General features: G+C 60.2%; 16 protein-coding genes. 8 read left to right on the top strand and 8 right to left on the bottom strand.

What is annotated here, in order from left to right:
* Positions 1-79: 79 nt before the first annotated feature.
* Complete coding sequence (locus CKW07_RS04630) at positions 80-325, bottom strand: hypothetical protein (protein WP_095143806.1); 246 nt, start codon at positions 323-325, stop codon at positions 80-82.
* 159 nt (positions 326-484) lie between these two features.
* Here CKW07_RS04630 and CKW07_RS04625 point away from each other — a divergent pair, with 159 nt between their 5' ends.
* The 4 genes from CKW07_RS04625 to CKW07_RS04610 all read left to right on the top strand — a co-directional run bounded on the left by CKW07_RS04625 (position 485) and on the right by CKW07_RS04610 (position 4,376).
* Positions 485-961 (top strand): PaaI family thioesterase, encoded by a 477-nt coding sequence (locus CKW07_RS04625; RefSeq protein WP_095143805.1) that lies wholly within the window; start codon positions 485-487, stop codon positions 959-961.
* Positions 958-1,410 (top strand): PaaI family thioesterase, encoded by a 453-nt coding sequence (locus tag CKW07_RS04620; RefSeq protein ID WP_095143804.1) that lies wholly within the window; start codon positions 958-960, stop codon positions 1,408-1,410. The genes CKW07_RS04625 and CKW07_RS04620 overlap by 4 nt, the downstream gene beginning before the upstream one ends.
* Positions 1,411-1,499: 89 nt before the next feature.
* Complete coding sequence (gene htpG, locus CKW07_RS04615; RefSeq protein WP_095144064.1) at positions 1,500-3,404, top strand: molecular chaperone HtpG; 1,905 nt, start codon at positions 1,500-1,502, stop codon at positions 3,402-3,404.
* Between the two features lie 243 nt (positions 3,405-3,647).
* Positions 3,648-4,376 (top strand): dienelactone hydrolase family protein, encoded by a 729-nt coding sequence (locus tag CKW07_RS04610; RefSeq protein ID WP_095143803.1) that lies wholly within the window; start codon positions 3,648-3,650, stop codon positions 4,374-4,376.
* Between the two features lie 535 nt (positions 4,377-4,911).
* Here CKW07_RS04610 and CKW07_RS04600 read toward each other — a convergent pair.
* Both CKW07_RS04600 and CKW07_RS04595 read right to left on the bottom strand, forming a co-directional pair.
* Entirely contained in the window at positions 4,912-5,784 is an 873-nt protein-coding gene (locus CKW07_RS04600; RefSeq protein WP_095143802.1) for a pirin family protein, read from the bottom strand.
* Positions 5,785-5,846: 62 nt separating this feature from the next.
* The gene (locus CKW07_RS04595; protein ID WP_095143801.1) at positions 5,847-6,263 is read right to left on the bottom strand and encodes an OsmC family protein; all 417 of its coding nucleotides are present in this window, start codon (positions 6,261-6,263) and stop codon (positions 5,847-5,849) included.
* 189 nt (positions 6,264-6,452) lie between these two features.
* On the opposite strand from CKW07_RS04595, the gene CKW07_RS04590 reads away from it, so the two are divergent.
* Positions 6,453-6,917, top strand: coding sequence for a DUF3859 domain-containing protein (locus CKW07_RS04590; protein ID WP_095143800.1), 465 nt, complete (start codon positions 6,453-6,455; stop codon positions 6,915-6,917).
* 139 nt (positions 6,918-7,056) lie between these two features.
* On the opposite strand, the gene fabB is transcribed toward CKW07_RS04590, so the two are convergent.
* The 5 genes from fabB to CKW07_RS04565 form a co-directional block, all read right to left on the bottom strand.
* Positions 7,057-8,277: a beta-ketoacyl-ACP synthase I gene (gene fabB / locus CKW07_RS04585; protein WP_095143799.1), complete on the bottom strand. Its 1,221-nt coding sequence runs from the start codon at positions 8,275-8,277 to the stop codon at positions 7,057-7,059.
* An 11-nt stretch (positions 8,278-8,288) separates the two neighbouring features.
* A complete protein-coding gene (gene fabA / locus CKW07_RS04580) occupies positions 8,289-8,804 on the bottom strand; it encodes a 3-hydroxyacyl-[acyl-carrier-protein] dehydratase FabA (protein WP_095143798.1) in 516 nt (171 codons plus the stop codon).
* A gap of 247 nt (positions 8,805-9,051) precedes the next feature.
* Complete coding sequence (locus CKW07_RS04575; protein ID WP_095143797.1) at positions 9,052-10,950, bottom strand: ATP-binding protein; 1,899 nt, start codon at positions 10,948-10,950, stop codon at positions 9,052-9,054.
* Complete coding sequence (locus CKW07_RS04570) at positions 10,947-11,873, bottom strand: ABC transporter substrate-binding protein (RefSeq protein ID WP_095143796.1); 927 nt, start codon at positions 11,871-11,873, stop codon at positions 10,947-10,949. The genes CKW07_RS04575 and CKW07_RS04570 overlap by 4 nt, the downstream gene beginning before the upstream one ends.
* Position 11,874: 1 nt before the next feature.
* Positions 11,875-13,998, bottom strand: coding sequence for a TonB-dependent siderophore receptor (locus CKW07_RS04565; protein WP_095143795.1), 2,124 nt, complete (start codon positions 13,996-13,998; stop codon positions 11,875-11,877).
* A 196-nt stretch (positions 13,999-14,194) separates the two neighbouring features.
* Here CKW07_RS04565 and CKW07_RS04560 point away from each other — a divergent pair, with 196 nt between their 5' ends.
* The 3 genes from CKW07_RS04560 to sixA are packed head-to-tail and all read left to right on the top strand — an operon-like array spanning position 14,195 to position 16,045.
* Positions 14,195-15,220 (top strand): NAD(P)H-dependent glycerol-3-phosphate dehydrogenase, encoded by a 1,026-nt coding sequence (locus tag CKW07_RS04560; protein ID WP_095143794.1) that lies wholly within the window; start codon positions 14,195-14,197, stop codon positions 15,218-15,220.
* 31 nt (positions 15,221-15,251) lie between these two features.
* Complete coding sequence (locus tag CKW07_RS04555; RefSeq protein WP_095078757.1) at positions 15,252-15,599, top strand: DUF4389 domain-containing protein; 348 nt, start codon at positions 15,252-15,254, stop codon at positions 15,597-15,599.
* Positions 15,596-16,045 carry a phosphohistidine phosphatase SixA gene (gene sixA / locus CKW07_RS04550; protein ID WP_095143793.1) on the top strand — a complete coding sequence of 150 codons (450 nt, stop codon included), beginning with the start codon at positions 15,596-15,598 and terminating at the stop codon, positions 16,043-16,045. The genes CKW07_RS04555 and sixA overlap by 4 nt, the downstream gene beginning before the upstream one ends.
* Positions 16,046-16,348 lie beyond the last annotated feature (303 nt).

Raw genomic sequence — 16,348 nt, 5'->3', positions numbered from 1 at the left:
GGTACTGCTCCAAGCCTGTATTGTGGACAAAAGAAAACCCGCGCAAGGCGGGTTTTCTTTTGTCACGCTAAAAACCGAATCAGTTCTTAGGTGCTTCCGGAGCGGCTTCTTTTGCTGCTTCTACGCTCGATTCAGCCTGATCTTTGGCGGCTTCGGCGTTTTCTTTTGCCGCTTCGTTCACTTTATCCTGAGCTTCGTTCATTTTTTGCTGGGCTTGCTCAGCAGGTTGGTTAGGCGCTTGAGCTTTGTCCTCGGATTTTTTATCGCAGGCAGCGAGACCGAGGGAAGCGGTCAACATCAAGGCAATAGCTAAAGTCTTACGCATGGGGTGTTTCTCCTTGTGGAAAATATCTAGTTGGCCTTTCGAACGCGGCGTCAGGGGTTAAGTTCAATGTTTCGTTCAGATATATAAGTTTGTTGTTGCGGGAACTTTTTCTTACACCCTCAATGGCTGTGCCACGTCACTGCAAAGAGTCTTTCTCGAATGACAGAAAACCCCGTTTTTGAGCGTGCAATGCGGTTTTTATCGGCACTGCGTCATTGCCAGGTATTGGGTTTGCGCGTACACAGCGCCACTCACGAAGGGCTGACCATTACCTTGCCCTATAGCCCACAGATCGTCGGAAATCCACAGACGGGAGTGATTCATGGCGGCGCGATCACCTCGTTGATGGACACTGCTTGCGGCATGGCAACGCTGTGCGTGCTGCCGGAGTTCGAGGTGTGCCCGACCCTGGATTTGCGCATCGACTACATGTACCCGGCCGAGCCCCATAAAGATGTGCATGGCTTTGCCCAGTGCTACCGGGTGACGACCGACGTTATTTTTACACGTGGTTTTGCTTATCAGGGCGAGCCCGAACAACCGATCGCCCACGTGGTTGGAACCTTCATGCGCATGGGCAAGGGCGTCAAAGGCGCCAAGGGCTTTGGTGGTGTGATCAGTGGTGAGACGAAATGAGCGATAACTTCAAGGCACAATTGCAGCAGGCCCATGAGCGCGGCGATTACGCTTCGGTGCTGCACCTGATTCCCTACGCCAAGCTGATTGGCATCGAGTGTTCTAGGGTCGGGGATGAACTGCTTTTTCGCCTGCCGGCCAACAAGGACAATATTGGCAACCCGCTATTGCCGGCGATTCACGGCGGCGTGATTGCAGGCTTCATGGAGTTGGCGGCGGCCTTGCATTTGCTGGTGTTCACCGGCTCCCCGGGGGTGCCGAAAATTATCGATTTCTCTCTCGATTACCTGCGTGCCGGGCAGTTTCGCGATACCTATGCCAAATGCCAGGTGTGCCGACAGGGGCGACGCGTGGCCAATGTGGCAATAACTGCGTGGCAGAGCACCGAAGCCGAGCCGATTGCCACGGCGCGCGGACATTTCAAGATTGAAGAACACTCAGGCCCTTGAAATCTCACTCTGTGCCCCCAACTCTGATGACATCCCGCCGCCACCCCTTCAGGGAGCGGCCACTGCCATCCAATCGGAGTTTGATGACCATGAGCGTGGAAACTCAAAAGGAAACCCTGGGCTTCCAGACCGAGGTGAAGCAACTGCTGCACCTGATGATTCATTCGCTGTATTCCAACAAGGAAATTTTCCTTCGCGAACTGATCTCCAACGCCTCTGACGCTGTCGACAAATTACGTTTCGAAGCCCTGTCCAAGCCTGAGTTGCTGGAAGGTGGCGCTGAACTGAAAATCCGTGTGAGCTTCGACAAGGACGCGAAAACCGTCACCCTCGAAGACAACGGTATCGGTATGAGCCGTGAAGATGCGATCACGCACCTCGGCACCATCGCCAAGTCCGGCACCGCCGATTTCATGAAACACCTGACGGGCGACCAGAAGAAAGATTCGCACCTGATCGGTCAATTCGGCGTGGGTTTCTACTCCGCGTTCATTGTTGCCGACCAGGTTGAAGTGTTCAGCCGCCGTGCCGGCCTCGCCGCGAGCGAAGGCGTGCACTGGTCGTCCAAGGGCGAAGGCGATTTTGAAGTCGCGACCATTGAAAAAGCCGATCGCGGTACCCGCATCGTCCTGCACCTGAAATCCGGCGAAGACGAGTTCGCCGATGGCTGGCGCCTGCGCAACATCATCAAGAAGTACTCCGACCACATCGCACTGCCGATCGAGCTGCCGAAAGAAGTCACGGCGGCCGAAGGTGAAGAGACGCCTGCCGTTGAATGGGAAACCGTCAACCGTGCCAGCGCCCTGTGGACCCGTCCGCGTACCGAGATTGCGGATTCGGAATACCAGGAGTTCTACAAGCACATCGCCCACGATTTCGAGAACCCGCTGAGCTGGAGCCATAACAAGGTCGAAGGCAAGCTGGAATACAGCTCGTTGCTCTACGTGCCGGCCCGTGCGCCGTTCGATCTGTACCAGCGCGAAGCGCCGAAAGGCCTGAAGCTGTACGTGCAACGTGTGTTCGTCATGGACCAGGCTGAGTCGTTCCTGCCGCTGTATCTGCGCTTCATCAAGGGCGTGGTCGACTCCAACGACCTGTCGCTGAACGTGTCGCGGGAAATCCTGCAGAAAGACCCGATCATCGATTCGATGAAGTCGGCGCTGACCAAGCGCGTGCTGGACATGCTGGAAAAACTGGCGAAGAACGAGCCTGAGCAATACAAGGGCTTCTGGAAGAACTTCGGCCAGGTCATGAAAGAAGGTCCGGCTGAAGATTTCGCCAACAAGGAAAAAATTGCTGGCCTGCTGCGTTTTGCCTCCACTCAGGGCGATGACGGCGAGCAGGTTGTAGGCCTGACTGACTACCTGGCTCGCGCCAAGGAAGGTCAGGACAAGATCTACTACCTCACCGGTGAAACCTACGCACAGGTCAAGAACAGCCCGCACCTGGAAGTCTTCCGCAAGAAAGGCATCGAAGTGCTGCTGCTGACCGACCGTATCGACGAGTGGCTGATGAGCTACCTCAGCGACTTCGACGGCAAGAGCTTTGTCGACGTGGCACGCGGTGACCTGGACCTGGGCAACCTGGACTCGGAAGAGGACAAGAAAGCCGCGGAAGAAGTCGCCAAGTCCAAGGAAGGTCTGGTCGAGCGGATCAAGACCGCGTTGGGTGACAACGTTGCCGAAGTGCGGGTTTCCCACCGTCTGACCGACTCCCCGGCGATTCTGGCCATCGGTGAGCAGGACCTGGGCCTGCAGATGCGTCAGATCCTGGAAGCCAGCGGTCAGAAAGTGCCGGACTCCAAGCCGATCTTCGAATTCAACCCGGCTCACCCGCTGATCGAGAAGCTCGACGGTGAGCAGAGCGAAGAGCGTTTTGGCGACCTGTCGCACATCCTCTTCGATCAGGCGGCCCTGGCTGCCGGCGACAGCTTGAAAGACCCGGCCGCCTATGTACGCCGGCTGAACAAGTTGCTGGTTGAACTGTCGGTTTAACCGCGTTGTAGAAAAACCCGCTTCGGCGCAATGCTGTTCAGTTAAGGTGATGAGGTCGCAATTGTAGGAGCGAGCTAGCTCGCGATGGACGTTAACGATTACGCGTACTTTTTGAGTAACCACGTAGTTCTTGAGTTCATCGCGAGCGCGCTCGCTCCTACAAAGGTTGGCGTTCGCTTAACTGAACAGCATTGCTGCTTCGGCGGGTTTTTTCATTCTGGCGTTTCTTTACGGGAGTGAGTCATGAGTCAAATCACTGTGCGTTCCGTGGTCTATCAGATTGATGGCAAGTCTTATGAAAGTCGTCTGGCGTTCGATGCCAGTCATTCGGGTCCGCGTCCGGGCCTGTTGATGGCGCCGAACTGGATGGGTGTCGGCGCCGGTGCCGAGAAGATCGCTCAGGACGTCGCCGCCAAGGGGTATGTGGTGCTGATTACCGACCTGTACGGGCAGGGCGTTCGTCCGCAGAACAACGATGAAGCTGGCGCGGCGATGATGCCGCTGAAGAATGACCGTCCATTGCTGCGCAAGCGCATGCAGGTGGCATTCGAACAGCTGCAGAGCCAGGGCGAGGTGGCGGTCGATACGTCGAAGCTGGCCACGTTCGGCTTCTGCTTTGGCGGTTGCTGCGCATTGGAGTTCGCTCGTACCGGCGCGCCAGTGAAGGCGGCTGTGTCGTTCCACGGTACCCTCGATACGCCGAACGTCAACGATGCGAAAAACATCAAGGGGTCGGTGCTGGTGTTGCATGGAGCCGCCGATCCATTGGTGCCCAAGGAGCAGTTGCCGGCATTCGAGGCTGAGATGAATGCTGCAGGCGTGGATTGGCAGTTGTCGAGTTATGGTGGGGCGGTGCATTCCTTTACGGATCCGCATGCGAATGTGCCGGGGATGATGATGTATGACGCGAAGGTCGCCGGTCGTGCGTTTGCTTCGATGCATAATCTGTTGGATGAGGTGTTCAAGGGGTGAGGAGTTGTTCGCGGGTAGTCAGCTCATGTGGGGGCTGGCTTGCCCGCGGTGGCGGCCTGACAGTCGACCATTCTTTTGCAGGTGTACATATCCGTTGTTGCGGTAACTGCGGCTGGCGGTTTCGCCCTTACGGCGACTCCCTTTGGCAAGCGCCCCAAAGGAAGCAAAGGTCTTCGCCCCGAGCGTCCGGCCCCTCGCCAAGGCTCGGGGTTCCCTCACTCCGGCATTCTTCAGGGGGCATCGCCTCCGGTCGGCTTCGCTCGACCTCCTCTCGATGTGTTCGACTGCGTCGAACGGCGCTACGCGCCAGCCCCCTGATGAACGCCTACGTTCGGCCTCCCGAAGGGGCGGGTGGATCAAAAGCCAAAGCCAAAGCAAGATCAAGAGCGGCAGGCGAGCTAACGCTCGGCCTGTTGAGTGGTTGGAGAGCAAAGCAAAGCCAAAAGCCTGAACTTTCGGAGAGGGGTGGGGCTTTCTGGTGGTTGTGGATTTGTCCGTCCGACGACCATTGCGCTCGGGTTTGCCGGTGGTGATTTCAGCCTCGGCCACTTGGCAGTTCGATCCGTTCATTCTCGCCCGGGACGGTTGGCCAGTCCCCGGCTGCCCAGCGTCGACGTGCTTCATCGATCGCCGCCGGGTTGCTGGCGACGAAGTTCCAGTTGATCCGCCGTGGCCCGTCCAGTGGCGCTCCGCCTAGCAATACGGCGTGGCAGTCGCTTTCGGCGAACAGGCTCATTTCTTCGCCCGCTGGCAGCACCACCAACGAGAGTGGCTGAACGGGTTCGCCATTGAGCTGTGCGTCACCAGAGAGTACGTAGAGCGCGCGTTCTTCATGTTCGGTGGGGATCAGCAGGGTTGTTGCGGTTTGCAGTTCAAGCTCGGCGTACAGTGTCGGCGAGAGTACTGGCACCGGTGACTCCAGGCAAAAGCCCGTTCCGGCAATCATCCGGATCTTCACCCCGAGGTTGTCGCTCATGGGCAGGCTCGCGGCGGGGTGGTGGCTGTAGTGGCCGGGGCCTTGTTCGTGTTCCTTGGGCGATGCCAGCCAGATTTGCAGGCCGTGCAGTGTGAAATCGGTCCCCCATAGCGCTTCGGGGGTGCGCTCGACATGGGCGATCCCGCTGCCGGCGGTCATCCAGCTGACGTCGCCCGGTCTAACGATCTGATCCGATCCCAGGCTGTCCTTGTGCAGCAGTTCGCCTTCGAACAGGTAGGTGAGGGTGGACAGGCCGATGTGCGGGTGCTGGCGGATGTTCATGCCGCGGCCGGTCGGATAGGTCGTTTCGAGCATGTGATCGAAGAATACGAAAGGCCCGACGCTTCGGCATCTGGCCGAAGGCAGCGGGCGCAGGATCGGCTGGCCTTCGACGTCTTCGGCGCGCGGGCGGATGACGAGTGGAGCGTTCATATGGCATTCCAGGCTGTACGAATGATGCCGCTGAGCATAACCCGCACAGCCGGGGTGTGCCGCTATTGGCTGAATGGGCCTTCGGACAGGTGGGTTTCGATGCTCACTTCACTGGTGGTCATCAGCTTGTGGATCGGGCAACGGTCGGCGACCCGATGCAGCTCGTTGCGCTGGGCGTCGGTGAGTACGCCCTTGAGGGTGAGTTTGACGTGCAGGGCGTATTGCCCTGTCTGTTCCTGGCTGTTGTCGTGTTTGACCTCGACCGTGACGCCGGTCAGCGGGATGCCTTTCTTCTGGGCGTACAGCTTGAGGGTCAGGGCCTTGCAGGCGCCCAGGGCCGCGTCGAAGTAATCGTGTGGCTCGGGCGCCGAGCCTTCGCCCCCCGCGGACACGGGGACATCGGCAAAGAGTTGATGGTCATCGATCTGGACGCTGTGACGAAAACCTTCGCTGGATTCAGTGTTGACGATAACGGTCATGGCTAGCCTCTTGATCAGTGGGGGGAGGAAAAGACCTTGCAGTTATAGAGCATCCAGCGACCGAGGCGTTCCACTTTCCTGGCGGCCAGGGCCCAGGGGCGTTAGCCGGGGGGAGGTGTGCCGCACTTTGTCATCAGTCTGTCACCCCGGCGTCATACCCTCGCGCTCATCTCAATCAAGGAGCGTGATATGTCCCTCACCCGTTTAAGCGCATTGGCGGCGCTGATGTTGATCAGTGGCTTGGCCAGCGCTGAAGTCCGCGTTGAAGGTCCGGTGGAATATGGCGTGTTTGAAGGGCCTTCGGCCGAACTGCAATCGGGTGAGCGCGTACTGCGTCGCAGCAATGAGTCGATCCGGCAGACCGAAACCGTGCCAGCCAAACTCGGCACCAAGTTCGGTATGCGTTATCAGTTGGTGGGCAAAGTGGCCGAAGGGCAGCCGCTGACCCTGCTGTACTTCACCCCGGGCATTCGGACGGCGGACGGTGCGCGCCACGACAAATTCGAAGTGACGCAAAAACTGGTGCCTGGCGCGCCACAGGACGTGATGGCCTACGAGTTCACGGAAAACCACGAAGTCGTGCCTGGAGAGTGGCGCTTCATGGTGTTTCAGGGGGACCGCCTGTTGACCCAGCAGCGCTTCACGGTTCGCTGAAGTCGATATCCGGTTCGACCGTAGCCTGCCTCCATGAGGGGTAATTCAGCGCCGTCAGGGTGTCAGTGATAAATCCAAGACAATAAAAAACGCCCCGAACCAGTCGGGGCGTTTTCATGTGCGGCGTTGTGGCGGGGTATTACTTGCCCTGCCAGCGCTTCAGTACCAGGGTGGCATTGGTGCCACCGAAGCCGAAGCTGTTGCTCATCACGGTGTTGAAGGCCACGTCTTCACGGGTCTTGGTCAGGATTGGCATGTCTGCCACTTCCGGATCAAGTTCGTCGATGTTGGCCGAACCTGCCATGAAGTTGCCTTCCATCATCAGCATGCAGTAGATCGCTTCGTGAACGCCGGCGGCGCCCAGGGAGTGACCCGACAGGCTCTTGGTGGAGCTGATGGCCGGGGCCTTGTCGCCGAACACTTCACGCACACCTTTCATTTCCATGACGTCGCCGACCGGAGTCGAGGTGCCGTGGGTGTTCAGGTAGTCGATCGGAGCGTCGACGGTGGACATGGCCATCTGCATGCAGCGGATGGCGCCTTCGCCGCTTGGCGCGACCATGTCGTAGCCATCGGACGTCGCGCCGTAGCCGACGATTTCCGCGTAGATCTTCGCGCCACGGGCCAGAGCGTGCTCCAGCTCCTCGACCACGACCATGCCGCCACCGCCGGCGATGACGAAACCATCACGCTTGGCGTCGTAGGCACGGGAGGCTTTCTCCGGGGTCTCGTTGTACTGGCTGGACAGTGCGCCCATGGCGTCGAACAGGAACGACTGGCTCCAGTGTTCTTCTTCACCGCCGCCGGCGAACACGATGTCCTGCTTGCCCATCTGGATCTGTTCCATGGCGGTACCGATGCAGTGAGCACTGGTGGCGCAGGCAGAAGCGATGGAGTAGTTCAGGCCCTTGATCTTGAATGGAGTGGCCAGGCAAGCGGAAACCGTGCTGCTCATGGTCCGCGTAACGCGGTATGGGCCGACGCGCTTGACGCCTTTTTCGCGCAGGATATCCAGCGCTTCCATCTGGTTCAGGGTCGATGCGCCACCGGAGCCGGCGATCAGGCCGGTACGCGGGTTGGACACTTGCTCTTCGGTCAGGCCGGAGTCAGCGATGGCGTCTTTCATGGCCAGGTAGGCGTAAGCCGCCGCGTGGCCGACGAAGCGATAGATCTTGCGATCGATCAGCTCTTCGAGTGGCAGGTCAATGGAGCCGGAAACCTGGCTACGCAGACCCATTTCGGCATATTCCGGGTTGAACCGGATGCCAGGGCGGCTTGCACGCAGGTTAGCGGAGACGGTCTCTTTGTCATTGCCCAGGCACGAAACAATGCCCAGACCAGTGATAACGACGCGGCGCATGCGAATAACCCTTAGAAGTTGTCAGTGGAGGTGAACACGCCGACCCGGAGGCCTTCGGCGGTGTAGATTTCGCGACCGTCGACAGTCACCGAACCGTCGGCGATGGCCAGGTTCAGCTTGCCTTTGAGGACGCGCTTGATATGAATGTTATAGGTGACTTTCTTGGCCGTCGGCAGTACCTGGCCAAAGAATTTCACTTCGCCCGAACCCAGGGCCCGGCCACGGCCAGGCAGGCCTTGCCAGCCGAGGAAGAAGCCGACCAGTTGCCACATGGCATCGAGGCCCAGGCAGCCTGGCATCACCGGGTCACCTTCGAAGTGGCAGCCGAAGAACCACAGGTCCGGAGTGATATCCAGCTCGGCGACCAATTCACCTTTGCCGTACTTGCCGCCTTCTTCACTGATCAGGGTGATGCGATCTACCATCAGCATGTTCGGGGCGGGCAGTTGCGCGTTACCTGGGCCGAACAGCTCACCGCGACTGCAGCGCAGCAGGTCTTCCCGGGTAAAGGCGTGTTGTTTGGTCATGCGAGCTCCTCAATAGTCCCATGTGGCAGGTGGGGCAAATCTTCCCGGCCAGTCAAAGCAATCGTGCCTTGAGCTGGCAGCCTACTCATAGACTATTGCGTTGTAGTGAAAGTCACAGCACAAGGGACATGAATGTACACTTGTGCACTGAAATTATTATTCAAGCCCAAAATCGAGCCTGTGCAGGTGCCTAAGACTGCCGCACTTTCGCCTTTCACGCCAGTCGCAGATGGTCGAAAGCACTGCACTACTGTACCCAACGCTGCAGAATTTGTTGCAGATCAGTGCGTTTGAACGGCTTGGCCAGGTAATCGTTCATTCCCGCCGACAAGCAGGCTTCACGGTCACCCTGCAAGGCATTGGCGGTCAAGGCGATGATCGGTAGCTCGCCGCAGCCGGGCAGTTGGCGGATTTGCCGGGTGGCTTCGTAACCGTCGAGCGTTGGCAGCCGACAATCCATCAGGATGGCCTCGAACGCCTGGTTTTCGGCGCTGTGTACGGCCTGCGCGCCGTCGGTGGCGATACTGACGGTAAACCCCAGGCTGCGCAGCATGGCTTCGATGACGGTGAGGTTGACCGGGTTGTCCTCCACCAGCAGCACATTGCGCCCCTCACCGTGATGGTTGCCCGCAGGCGTGCGTGGCACCGGCACCGGTAATGTCTGGCGGGACAGGGCCAGCGGCACTTCCAGGGTAAATACCGAACCTTGTCCTTCCTCGCTTTGCGCGCGCAATGTGCCGCCCATCCGCTCGGCCAGCGTACGAGCGATCGGCAAGCCCAGGCCGGTGCCGCCGTATCGCCGGGAGATGGAACTGTCGGCCTGCTGGAAGGCGTTGAACATCAGTTCCAGACTCTCGGCCGCGATACCAATCCCGCTGTCACGTACCGAGCAGGTGAACCACAGCAGTTCGTGGTCCAGCGATTGCCATTGGGGTTCGATGGTGATCTGCCCTTGTTCGGTGAACTTCAGCGCATTGCCGATCAGATTGACCAGAATTTGCCGAATTCGGGTCGGATCGCCTGCGACCTGCAAGGCCTGCATGCCGTTGGGAAACTTCAGTTCAAGGCTCAAGCCGCGCTGAGCGGCGCTGTGGGCGAAGGCCTGGGCGCAGCTGCCGATCAGCTCGGCGAGGTTGAACGGGATGTGTTCCAGCTCCAGTGCCGAGCGCTCGATGCGTGAGAAGTCGAGGATGTCGTTGATGACCTTGAGCAGGTGTTCGGTGGACTCCGATGCCAGTGCGGCGTACTCGGTTTGCTCTGCCGTCATCTCGGTGGTCTCCAGCAGCTGCAACATGCCCAGCACGCCGTTCATGGGGGTGCGCAACTCATGGCTCATCATTGCCAGGAAGTCGGACTTGGCGCTGTTGGCCTTTTCCGCTTCTTCGCGCGTCTGGATCAGTTGCGCCATGGCCTGATGCTGTTCGCGGCTGGCCTGCTCCAGGCCATCGGCAAGGTTGTTGATATGGCGTGACAGGCTGCCCAGTTCGGCGTCGTCGACGATCGGCAGTGGCCTCTGGTAGTCGCCTTGCTGGATCGCCTTGACGGCGTTGCCCATGGCGCTGATTGGCTCCGATAGGCTGGCGGCCAGACGGCGTGCCAGTAGAAAAGTGAAGAGCAGGGCAAACAGCGCCAGGATCCCGGCCTTGAACACGATCTCCTTTTGCCGCTGGCTGAAGGCATCGTTGGACATGCCGACAATCACCCGCCCCAGATAATCTTCGGAAGTGCCCGGGGTGGGGGGCGAGCCTTGCAGGAAGTCATCGTTGAGCCGGATCCGTTGCAAGCGCACCGGGGCCTGGAACACCTCGACCTGTTGTGGGCGCCCTTTGCTGGCATCGGGTTGCTCGACATATACCAGCACATTGTTGGCGCTGTCCTGTACTTGCAAAAAGCGTACGTGAGGGGTGGCCAGGGTCGCTTTCATCAGGCTTTCGAGTACTTCCCGGTTGCCGGAAATCACCCCGTATTCGGTGGCCGGGGCCAGTTGGTTGGCGATCAGTTGCCCGGTGTGGTTGAGCTCCTGGCGCAGGTCCTGGATCCGTACGAAGGTAAAGAAGCTGATCAGCAGCAGGGTCAGCAGCAGCGCCGGGCCAAGGCTGATGACCTGGGTGCGGGTATTGATGCCCCAATGGCGACGGAACGTCATGGAAGGTGTTCTCCTTCGGCCAGCTGCGTTGCAACCTCAGTGGGGTCTATCTGTCCGATCCCCAGGGAGCGTGTGACTTGCGGATTGTTGGCGACCTTGAAGCGATTCGGGTAGAGGCTGCGCGGCCAACTGACCGGTGCCCGGTCAAGCAAGTCGCCAAGGACCGCCAGCCAGTCGCTCTGGTCGCTGTAGGTGCTGGCCAGGCTGCCGGCCTTGACGAAGCCGGCGTTGGGGCCGATCAGGGCAAGCTGTTGGCCATAGCTGCTGAGCAGCAGGTTCTTGGCCGTTTTCGGGTTATACAGGTCCGGGTCGTCGAGCCCCAGCAATACATCGCTGTTGCTGAGCAATGTCTGCAGGGGCCTGCTGTCATTGGTGTTGTCCCAGCGCTCGCTGACGATTTCCAGCGACAGTTGGTGGGCTGCCTGATGCAGTTCCTTGAGCAGGAATTCGCTGTTTTTTCCATACAGCACGCCCACGCGCCTGGCTTGCGGCAACAGGTTACGGGTCAGGCGCAGCTGTCGGCTCAAGGGTGGGTCGCTCCAGAGCAGGCTCAGGTGCAGCGGTCGGGTGTCGCCCACACGTTGATTGGCCTGCAGGCGGCTGACGCGCAACACCAGTGTCGGCGGTCCCTGGCTGTCTTGCAGGCGCCAGTCCAGGGCGGCCAGGTCCAGCAGAATAAGGCGTGTACTGCTGGGGATGCGCGACGGTGGGGGCAGTTCGCTCAGCGGGACAAAGCGCACCTGGTCCTTGGGCCGCTGCCCGGCCAGGGCATGGGTGAAGGCTTGCATGCCAGGCGTGTCGTCGGCGGCGGTCAACAGCACATCGGCCGCCCGCACGGGCAGGGCTATCAGGCAGGAAAACAGCAGGATGGCCCAGGGGCGAAGGCTGCTCAAGAGACGGAACCGGTTGCGAATGTCGGCCATGTCAGAACACCAGCTCGGCGCTGAAATAGAGCACCTGGCGTGAGTCATAGTTGTTGTCGGCAACAGTGGTCGGTTGATTGTCGAGGCGTTGCTGGAGGACACCGGCCAGTTCCAGGCTGGCCTTGCCCAGGCTGAGGCGTTTGGCAATCCGTGTGTCGACGCGCTCGAAGCGGTAGCCGTTGAGCGCGTCATCACCGTAGTAGAACAGTGCGCTGTTCCAGTCGTTGCCCCAGTTGCGCAGCCAGCCGGCCGAACCACTGTTGCGCGCAGTCAGTTGTTCATCCTGGGGGTTGCTGGCCTGGGCGTCGACATAGGCATACGTCAGGCGCAACCGGTCGGCAACGCCCAGGTGCCAGTCCAGCTGGGCCTCCGTGCCGCTGAAGCGTGCGGAGTTGGCGTTGCTGGCGATGTATTGGTTGTTGCGCAGCGGTTCACTGATCATGCCGGTGATTTCATCGTGGAACAGCTTTATATCGGCGTTCAGTCCCCAGTCCACGAAAAAGCCGTTATAGCCCAGTTCTCGTGAGCGCATGTGTTCCTGTTCGAGGTCGCCGGGGCCGCGGGTCTTGACGAAGTATCGGGCGCTGCTCCGGCCATAGGCTCCGGGGTTGAGCGCGGTCACCTGATAGCTCCAGTTGACGTTGTTCTCGAACATGTCCGGGGAGCGGACGGCTTCGGAGTACACCGCGCGCAGGCCATGGCGTGGATTGATCAGGTAATTGATCGCCACCCGAGGGGTCAGGGAGTCACCGATCAGCCGGGAGTTTTCGTACATGGCGCCGCCCTGAAGCAGCCAGTGTTCAGTGGCACGCCACTCCAGCTGGCCGAACCCTCGCCAGGTCGTGTCATCGAGGGTGCCATTGAAGTACGTCTCGGAGTCGGCCCGGTCGTAACGATAGTTCATGCCGCTGACCAGTCGCAGGCTATCGGACAGGCTCAGGGTGTCCTGCAGCTCAAGGTCGTAACGCGATTCCCGGGAGCTTTGGTCTATGTCGCCGCAGACGGTCTGACTGGCGCCCGCTTTCCACTGCTCAAGCACTTGATTGCCCAGTGCCTGTTCCGCTGGCGTGCCGCTGGGTGCGCCTGGACCGGTATAGCTTTGCATGTGCCGCGCCAGTTGTTCGGCGTAGTTGGGGTTGAGCTGCCAGAGGTCAGTGAGCTGCGGGCTGAACGACACCTCGGCGTCGCAGGCTCGCCAGGTTTGCTGGCGATCCCAGTGCTGTGCCGAGCCCTGAATATACAGGCTGTGATCGGGGTTGATGTCCAAATTCCAGCGCAATGAGCCGGCGTAGTCCTTGGCGGTTACGTCGGAGTTATTGCCGGCAGCGGTAATCCCGGAAAATACCGGGCGGTAGGTATAGGGCCGCTGGTTGCTGCCATCTTTGGCGTTGAGCTGCCAGTCAATGCTCTGTTGCTCGTCGAGGGTTTGACTGACGGCCAGGTTGAAGCGGTTCAGGCGTCGACTGTCGCGGTAATCGTCACCCTGGCGGTCCGAATCGAAACCGTCATCCTGCTGGCCGGACAGCGACAGGCGCAGGTCGCCGGTTTCCCAGCCGGTGCCCTGGCTGGCGTACCAGTCGTCGATGCCGCGCTCACCCCGGGTGACCTTCAGTCGCGTGCCATGACTGGCCGATGGGGCGCGGGTGATGATGTTGACCACCGCCATCAGCGCATTGGCACCGTAGCTGACCGTGTTCGGCCCACGGAAGACTTCGATGCGCTCGATGTCCTCCATGGCTACCGGAATGTCGCTCCAGTCCACCGTCGCCAGGCCTGCGCGGTACACCGAGCGGCCGTCGATCAGCACTTGCATGCGTCGTGCGCCATCGGCATTGCTACCGTGGTAGTTCACCACCGCCTGGTTGCCGCTGATATTGCCGACCATCATCCCCGGTACCAGCCTGAGCAGTTCGCTGATGTCCCGGGCCCCGCTGGTCTTGATCAGTTCGCTGTCGAGCACGGTCATGCTGCCCGGTACGGCGGCCGGCGACTGTTTGAGGCGAGTGGCGGTCAGCACTTGCGGCAGCTGCGCATTGTCGAGGAACAGGTCATCGGCCAGCAGCACGTCGCTGAAGATCAGTGCCAGTGCCAGCGAGGGGCGTAGGTGAGTGGGGCCAACAGACACGGTGCAGCCTTGATAGCGTTTAGATGTCGCGCATGTTAACCGAGCCGGTTGGGTTTTCCAGTCACGATGCTGGCGTTTTCCTGGGTTTTATTCTCAACCTTCCTACAAATGCTGGTAATTGTCGCAGGGGCTGGCCGATGGTGGACCGCTCCGTATAATGCGGACATCGCCACTGGTTTGGATGAATGGATTGAATATGACTGAACAGCGCCCGATTGCGGTCCTGGGAGGCGGAAGTTTTGGTACCGCTGTGGCTAATCTGCTGGCCGAAAACGGTCACCAGGTGCGGCAATGGATGCGAGATCCCGAGCAGGCGGAGGCCATTCGCGTCAATCGTGAAAACCCTCGCTACCTCAAGGGTATCAAGGTGCATCCGGCCGTGGAGCCGGTCACCGATTTGCTGGCCACCCTGACCGAGTGCGACCTGTGCTTCGTCGCGCTGCCGTCCAGTGCCCTGCGCGCGGTGCTCGCCCCTCATGCCGAGCGACTGAGTGGCAAGCTGCTGGTGAGCCTGACCAAGGGCATCGAAGCCCACACCTTCAAGCTGATGAGCGAGATCCTTCAGGAGATCGCTCCACAAGCGCGGATTGGCGTGTTGTCCGGGCCTAACCTGGCACGTGAAGTGGCCGAGCATGCGCTGACGGCCACGGTGGTTGCCAGTGAAGACGAAGCGCTTTGCCAGCGTGTACAGGCGGCGCTGCACGGTCGTACCTTCCGCGTCTACGCCAGCGCCGACCGCTTTGGTGTCGAACTGGGCGGGGCGCTGAAAAACGTTTACGCCATCATTGCCGGCATGGCGGTCGCGCTGGGCATGGGCGAAAATACCAAGAGCATGCTGATCACGCGCGCGCTGGCGGAAATGACGCGCTTTGCCGTGAACCAGGGTGCCAACCCGATGACCTTCCTGGGGCTGGCCGGGGTGGGCGATCTGATCGTGACCTGTTCGTCACCCAAGAGCCGTAACTATCAGGTCGGTTTTGCCCTCGGTCAGGGCTTGAGCCTGGAAGAGGCGGTGACCCGCCTGGGCGAAGTCGCCGAGGGCGTCAATACTCTCAAGGTGCTCAAGGCCAAGGCCCAGGAAGTAGGGGTCTATATGCCGTTGGTCGCGGGGCTGCATGCCATTCTGTTCGAAGGGCGCACGCTGGAGCAGGTGATTGAACTGCTGATGCGTGGCGAACCGAAAACCGATGTCGACTTTATCTCCACCAGCGGTTTTAACTGAGCACTCAATTTACAGGGACTGGGAGCAAGACATGAGCGATCCAAAAGCAGAAGCCAAGTACGAATCCATCCTGCTGCGTGTGTTGTGGATGCTGGTCTATGTGCTGGTCTGGCAGGTGGCGCAATTTATCCTTGGTGCCGTGGTGCTGGTGCAGTTGATCTATCGGCTGATCTACGGTGCCCCGAGTGCCAGCCTGATGAACTTCGGTGACAGCCTCAGCCAGTTCCTGGCGCAGATCGGCCGCTTCGGCAGCTTCCATAGCGACCAGAAACCCTGGCCGTTCGCCGATTGGCCAACCCCGCGCACGCCTGAAGGCGAGGCCCCGCATGCTGTGGCTCCGGCGCCGCACCCGACCCGGGACGAGGAGCCGAAGCTATGAAACTCTGGGTGTTGCGTCACGGCCAGGCCGAGCCCTACGCCCCCAGCGATGCCGAACGGGAGCTGACTGCGCAGGGTCGCGAAGAGGTGCTGCGCAGTGCCGCGCACCTGATCGGCCAGCCGCTGAACGCCATCATCGCCAGCCCCTATGTCCGCGCCCAGCAGACGGCGCAACTGGTGCGCGAGGCATTGGGGTTCGAGCCGCAGATTCTCACCGTGCCCTGGCTGACGTCGGACAATAATCCGTTGGCGGTCGCCGGCCACCTCGACTATGCGGACAACATCCTGCTGGTCAGCCATCAGCCGTTGGTGGGCAACCTGATCGGCTTGTTGCAGCACGGCCACTTGCGTGCACCGCAACCGATGCACACCGCCAGCCTGGCCGAGCTTGAAGCGGATTACCCACTGGCGGGGGCGATGACGCTCAACAGCGTCAAGCACCCGTAAGCCTGCTGGCCAGTTAAGCGAGCGCCGCCCCTTGTAGGAGCAGCCGGTCGACGCTCGAGCGCTCGCGATGAACTCAAGAGCAACGCGTTCAATCAGAAAGCACGCGTTATCGTTGACGTCCATCGCGAGCTAGCTCGCTCCTACACATGCGCCTCGTCTCCTTGACTGACTGGCATTACCCGTAAGCCTGCTTTTGTTCGAGCAAGGCTTGCCCGCGAACGCTTCACTGTGGTGAGCCTGATGTCTTGCCGTGTCTGTTTCGCGGGCAAAACGGTATCGACAGGCAGGGCAGATTTCGCATTG

Origin of the sequence: Pseudomonas sp. Irchel s3b6 (assembly GCF_900187415.1) — a bacterium.
Taxonomy (GTDB): domain Bacteria; phylum Pseudomonadota; class Gammaproteobacteria; order Pseudomonadales; family Pseudomonadaceae; genus Aquipseudomonas.
Note: the sequence above shows the minus strand (reverse complement) of the source record. Positions and strands in the feature narration are given on the sequence as shown.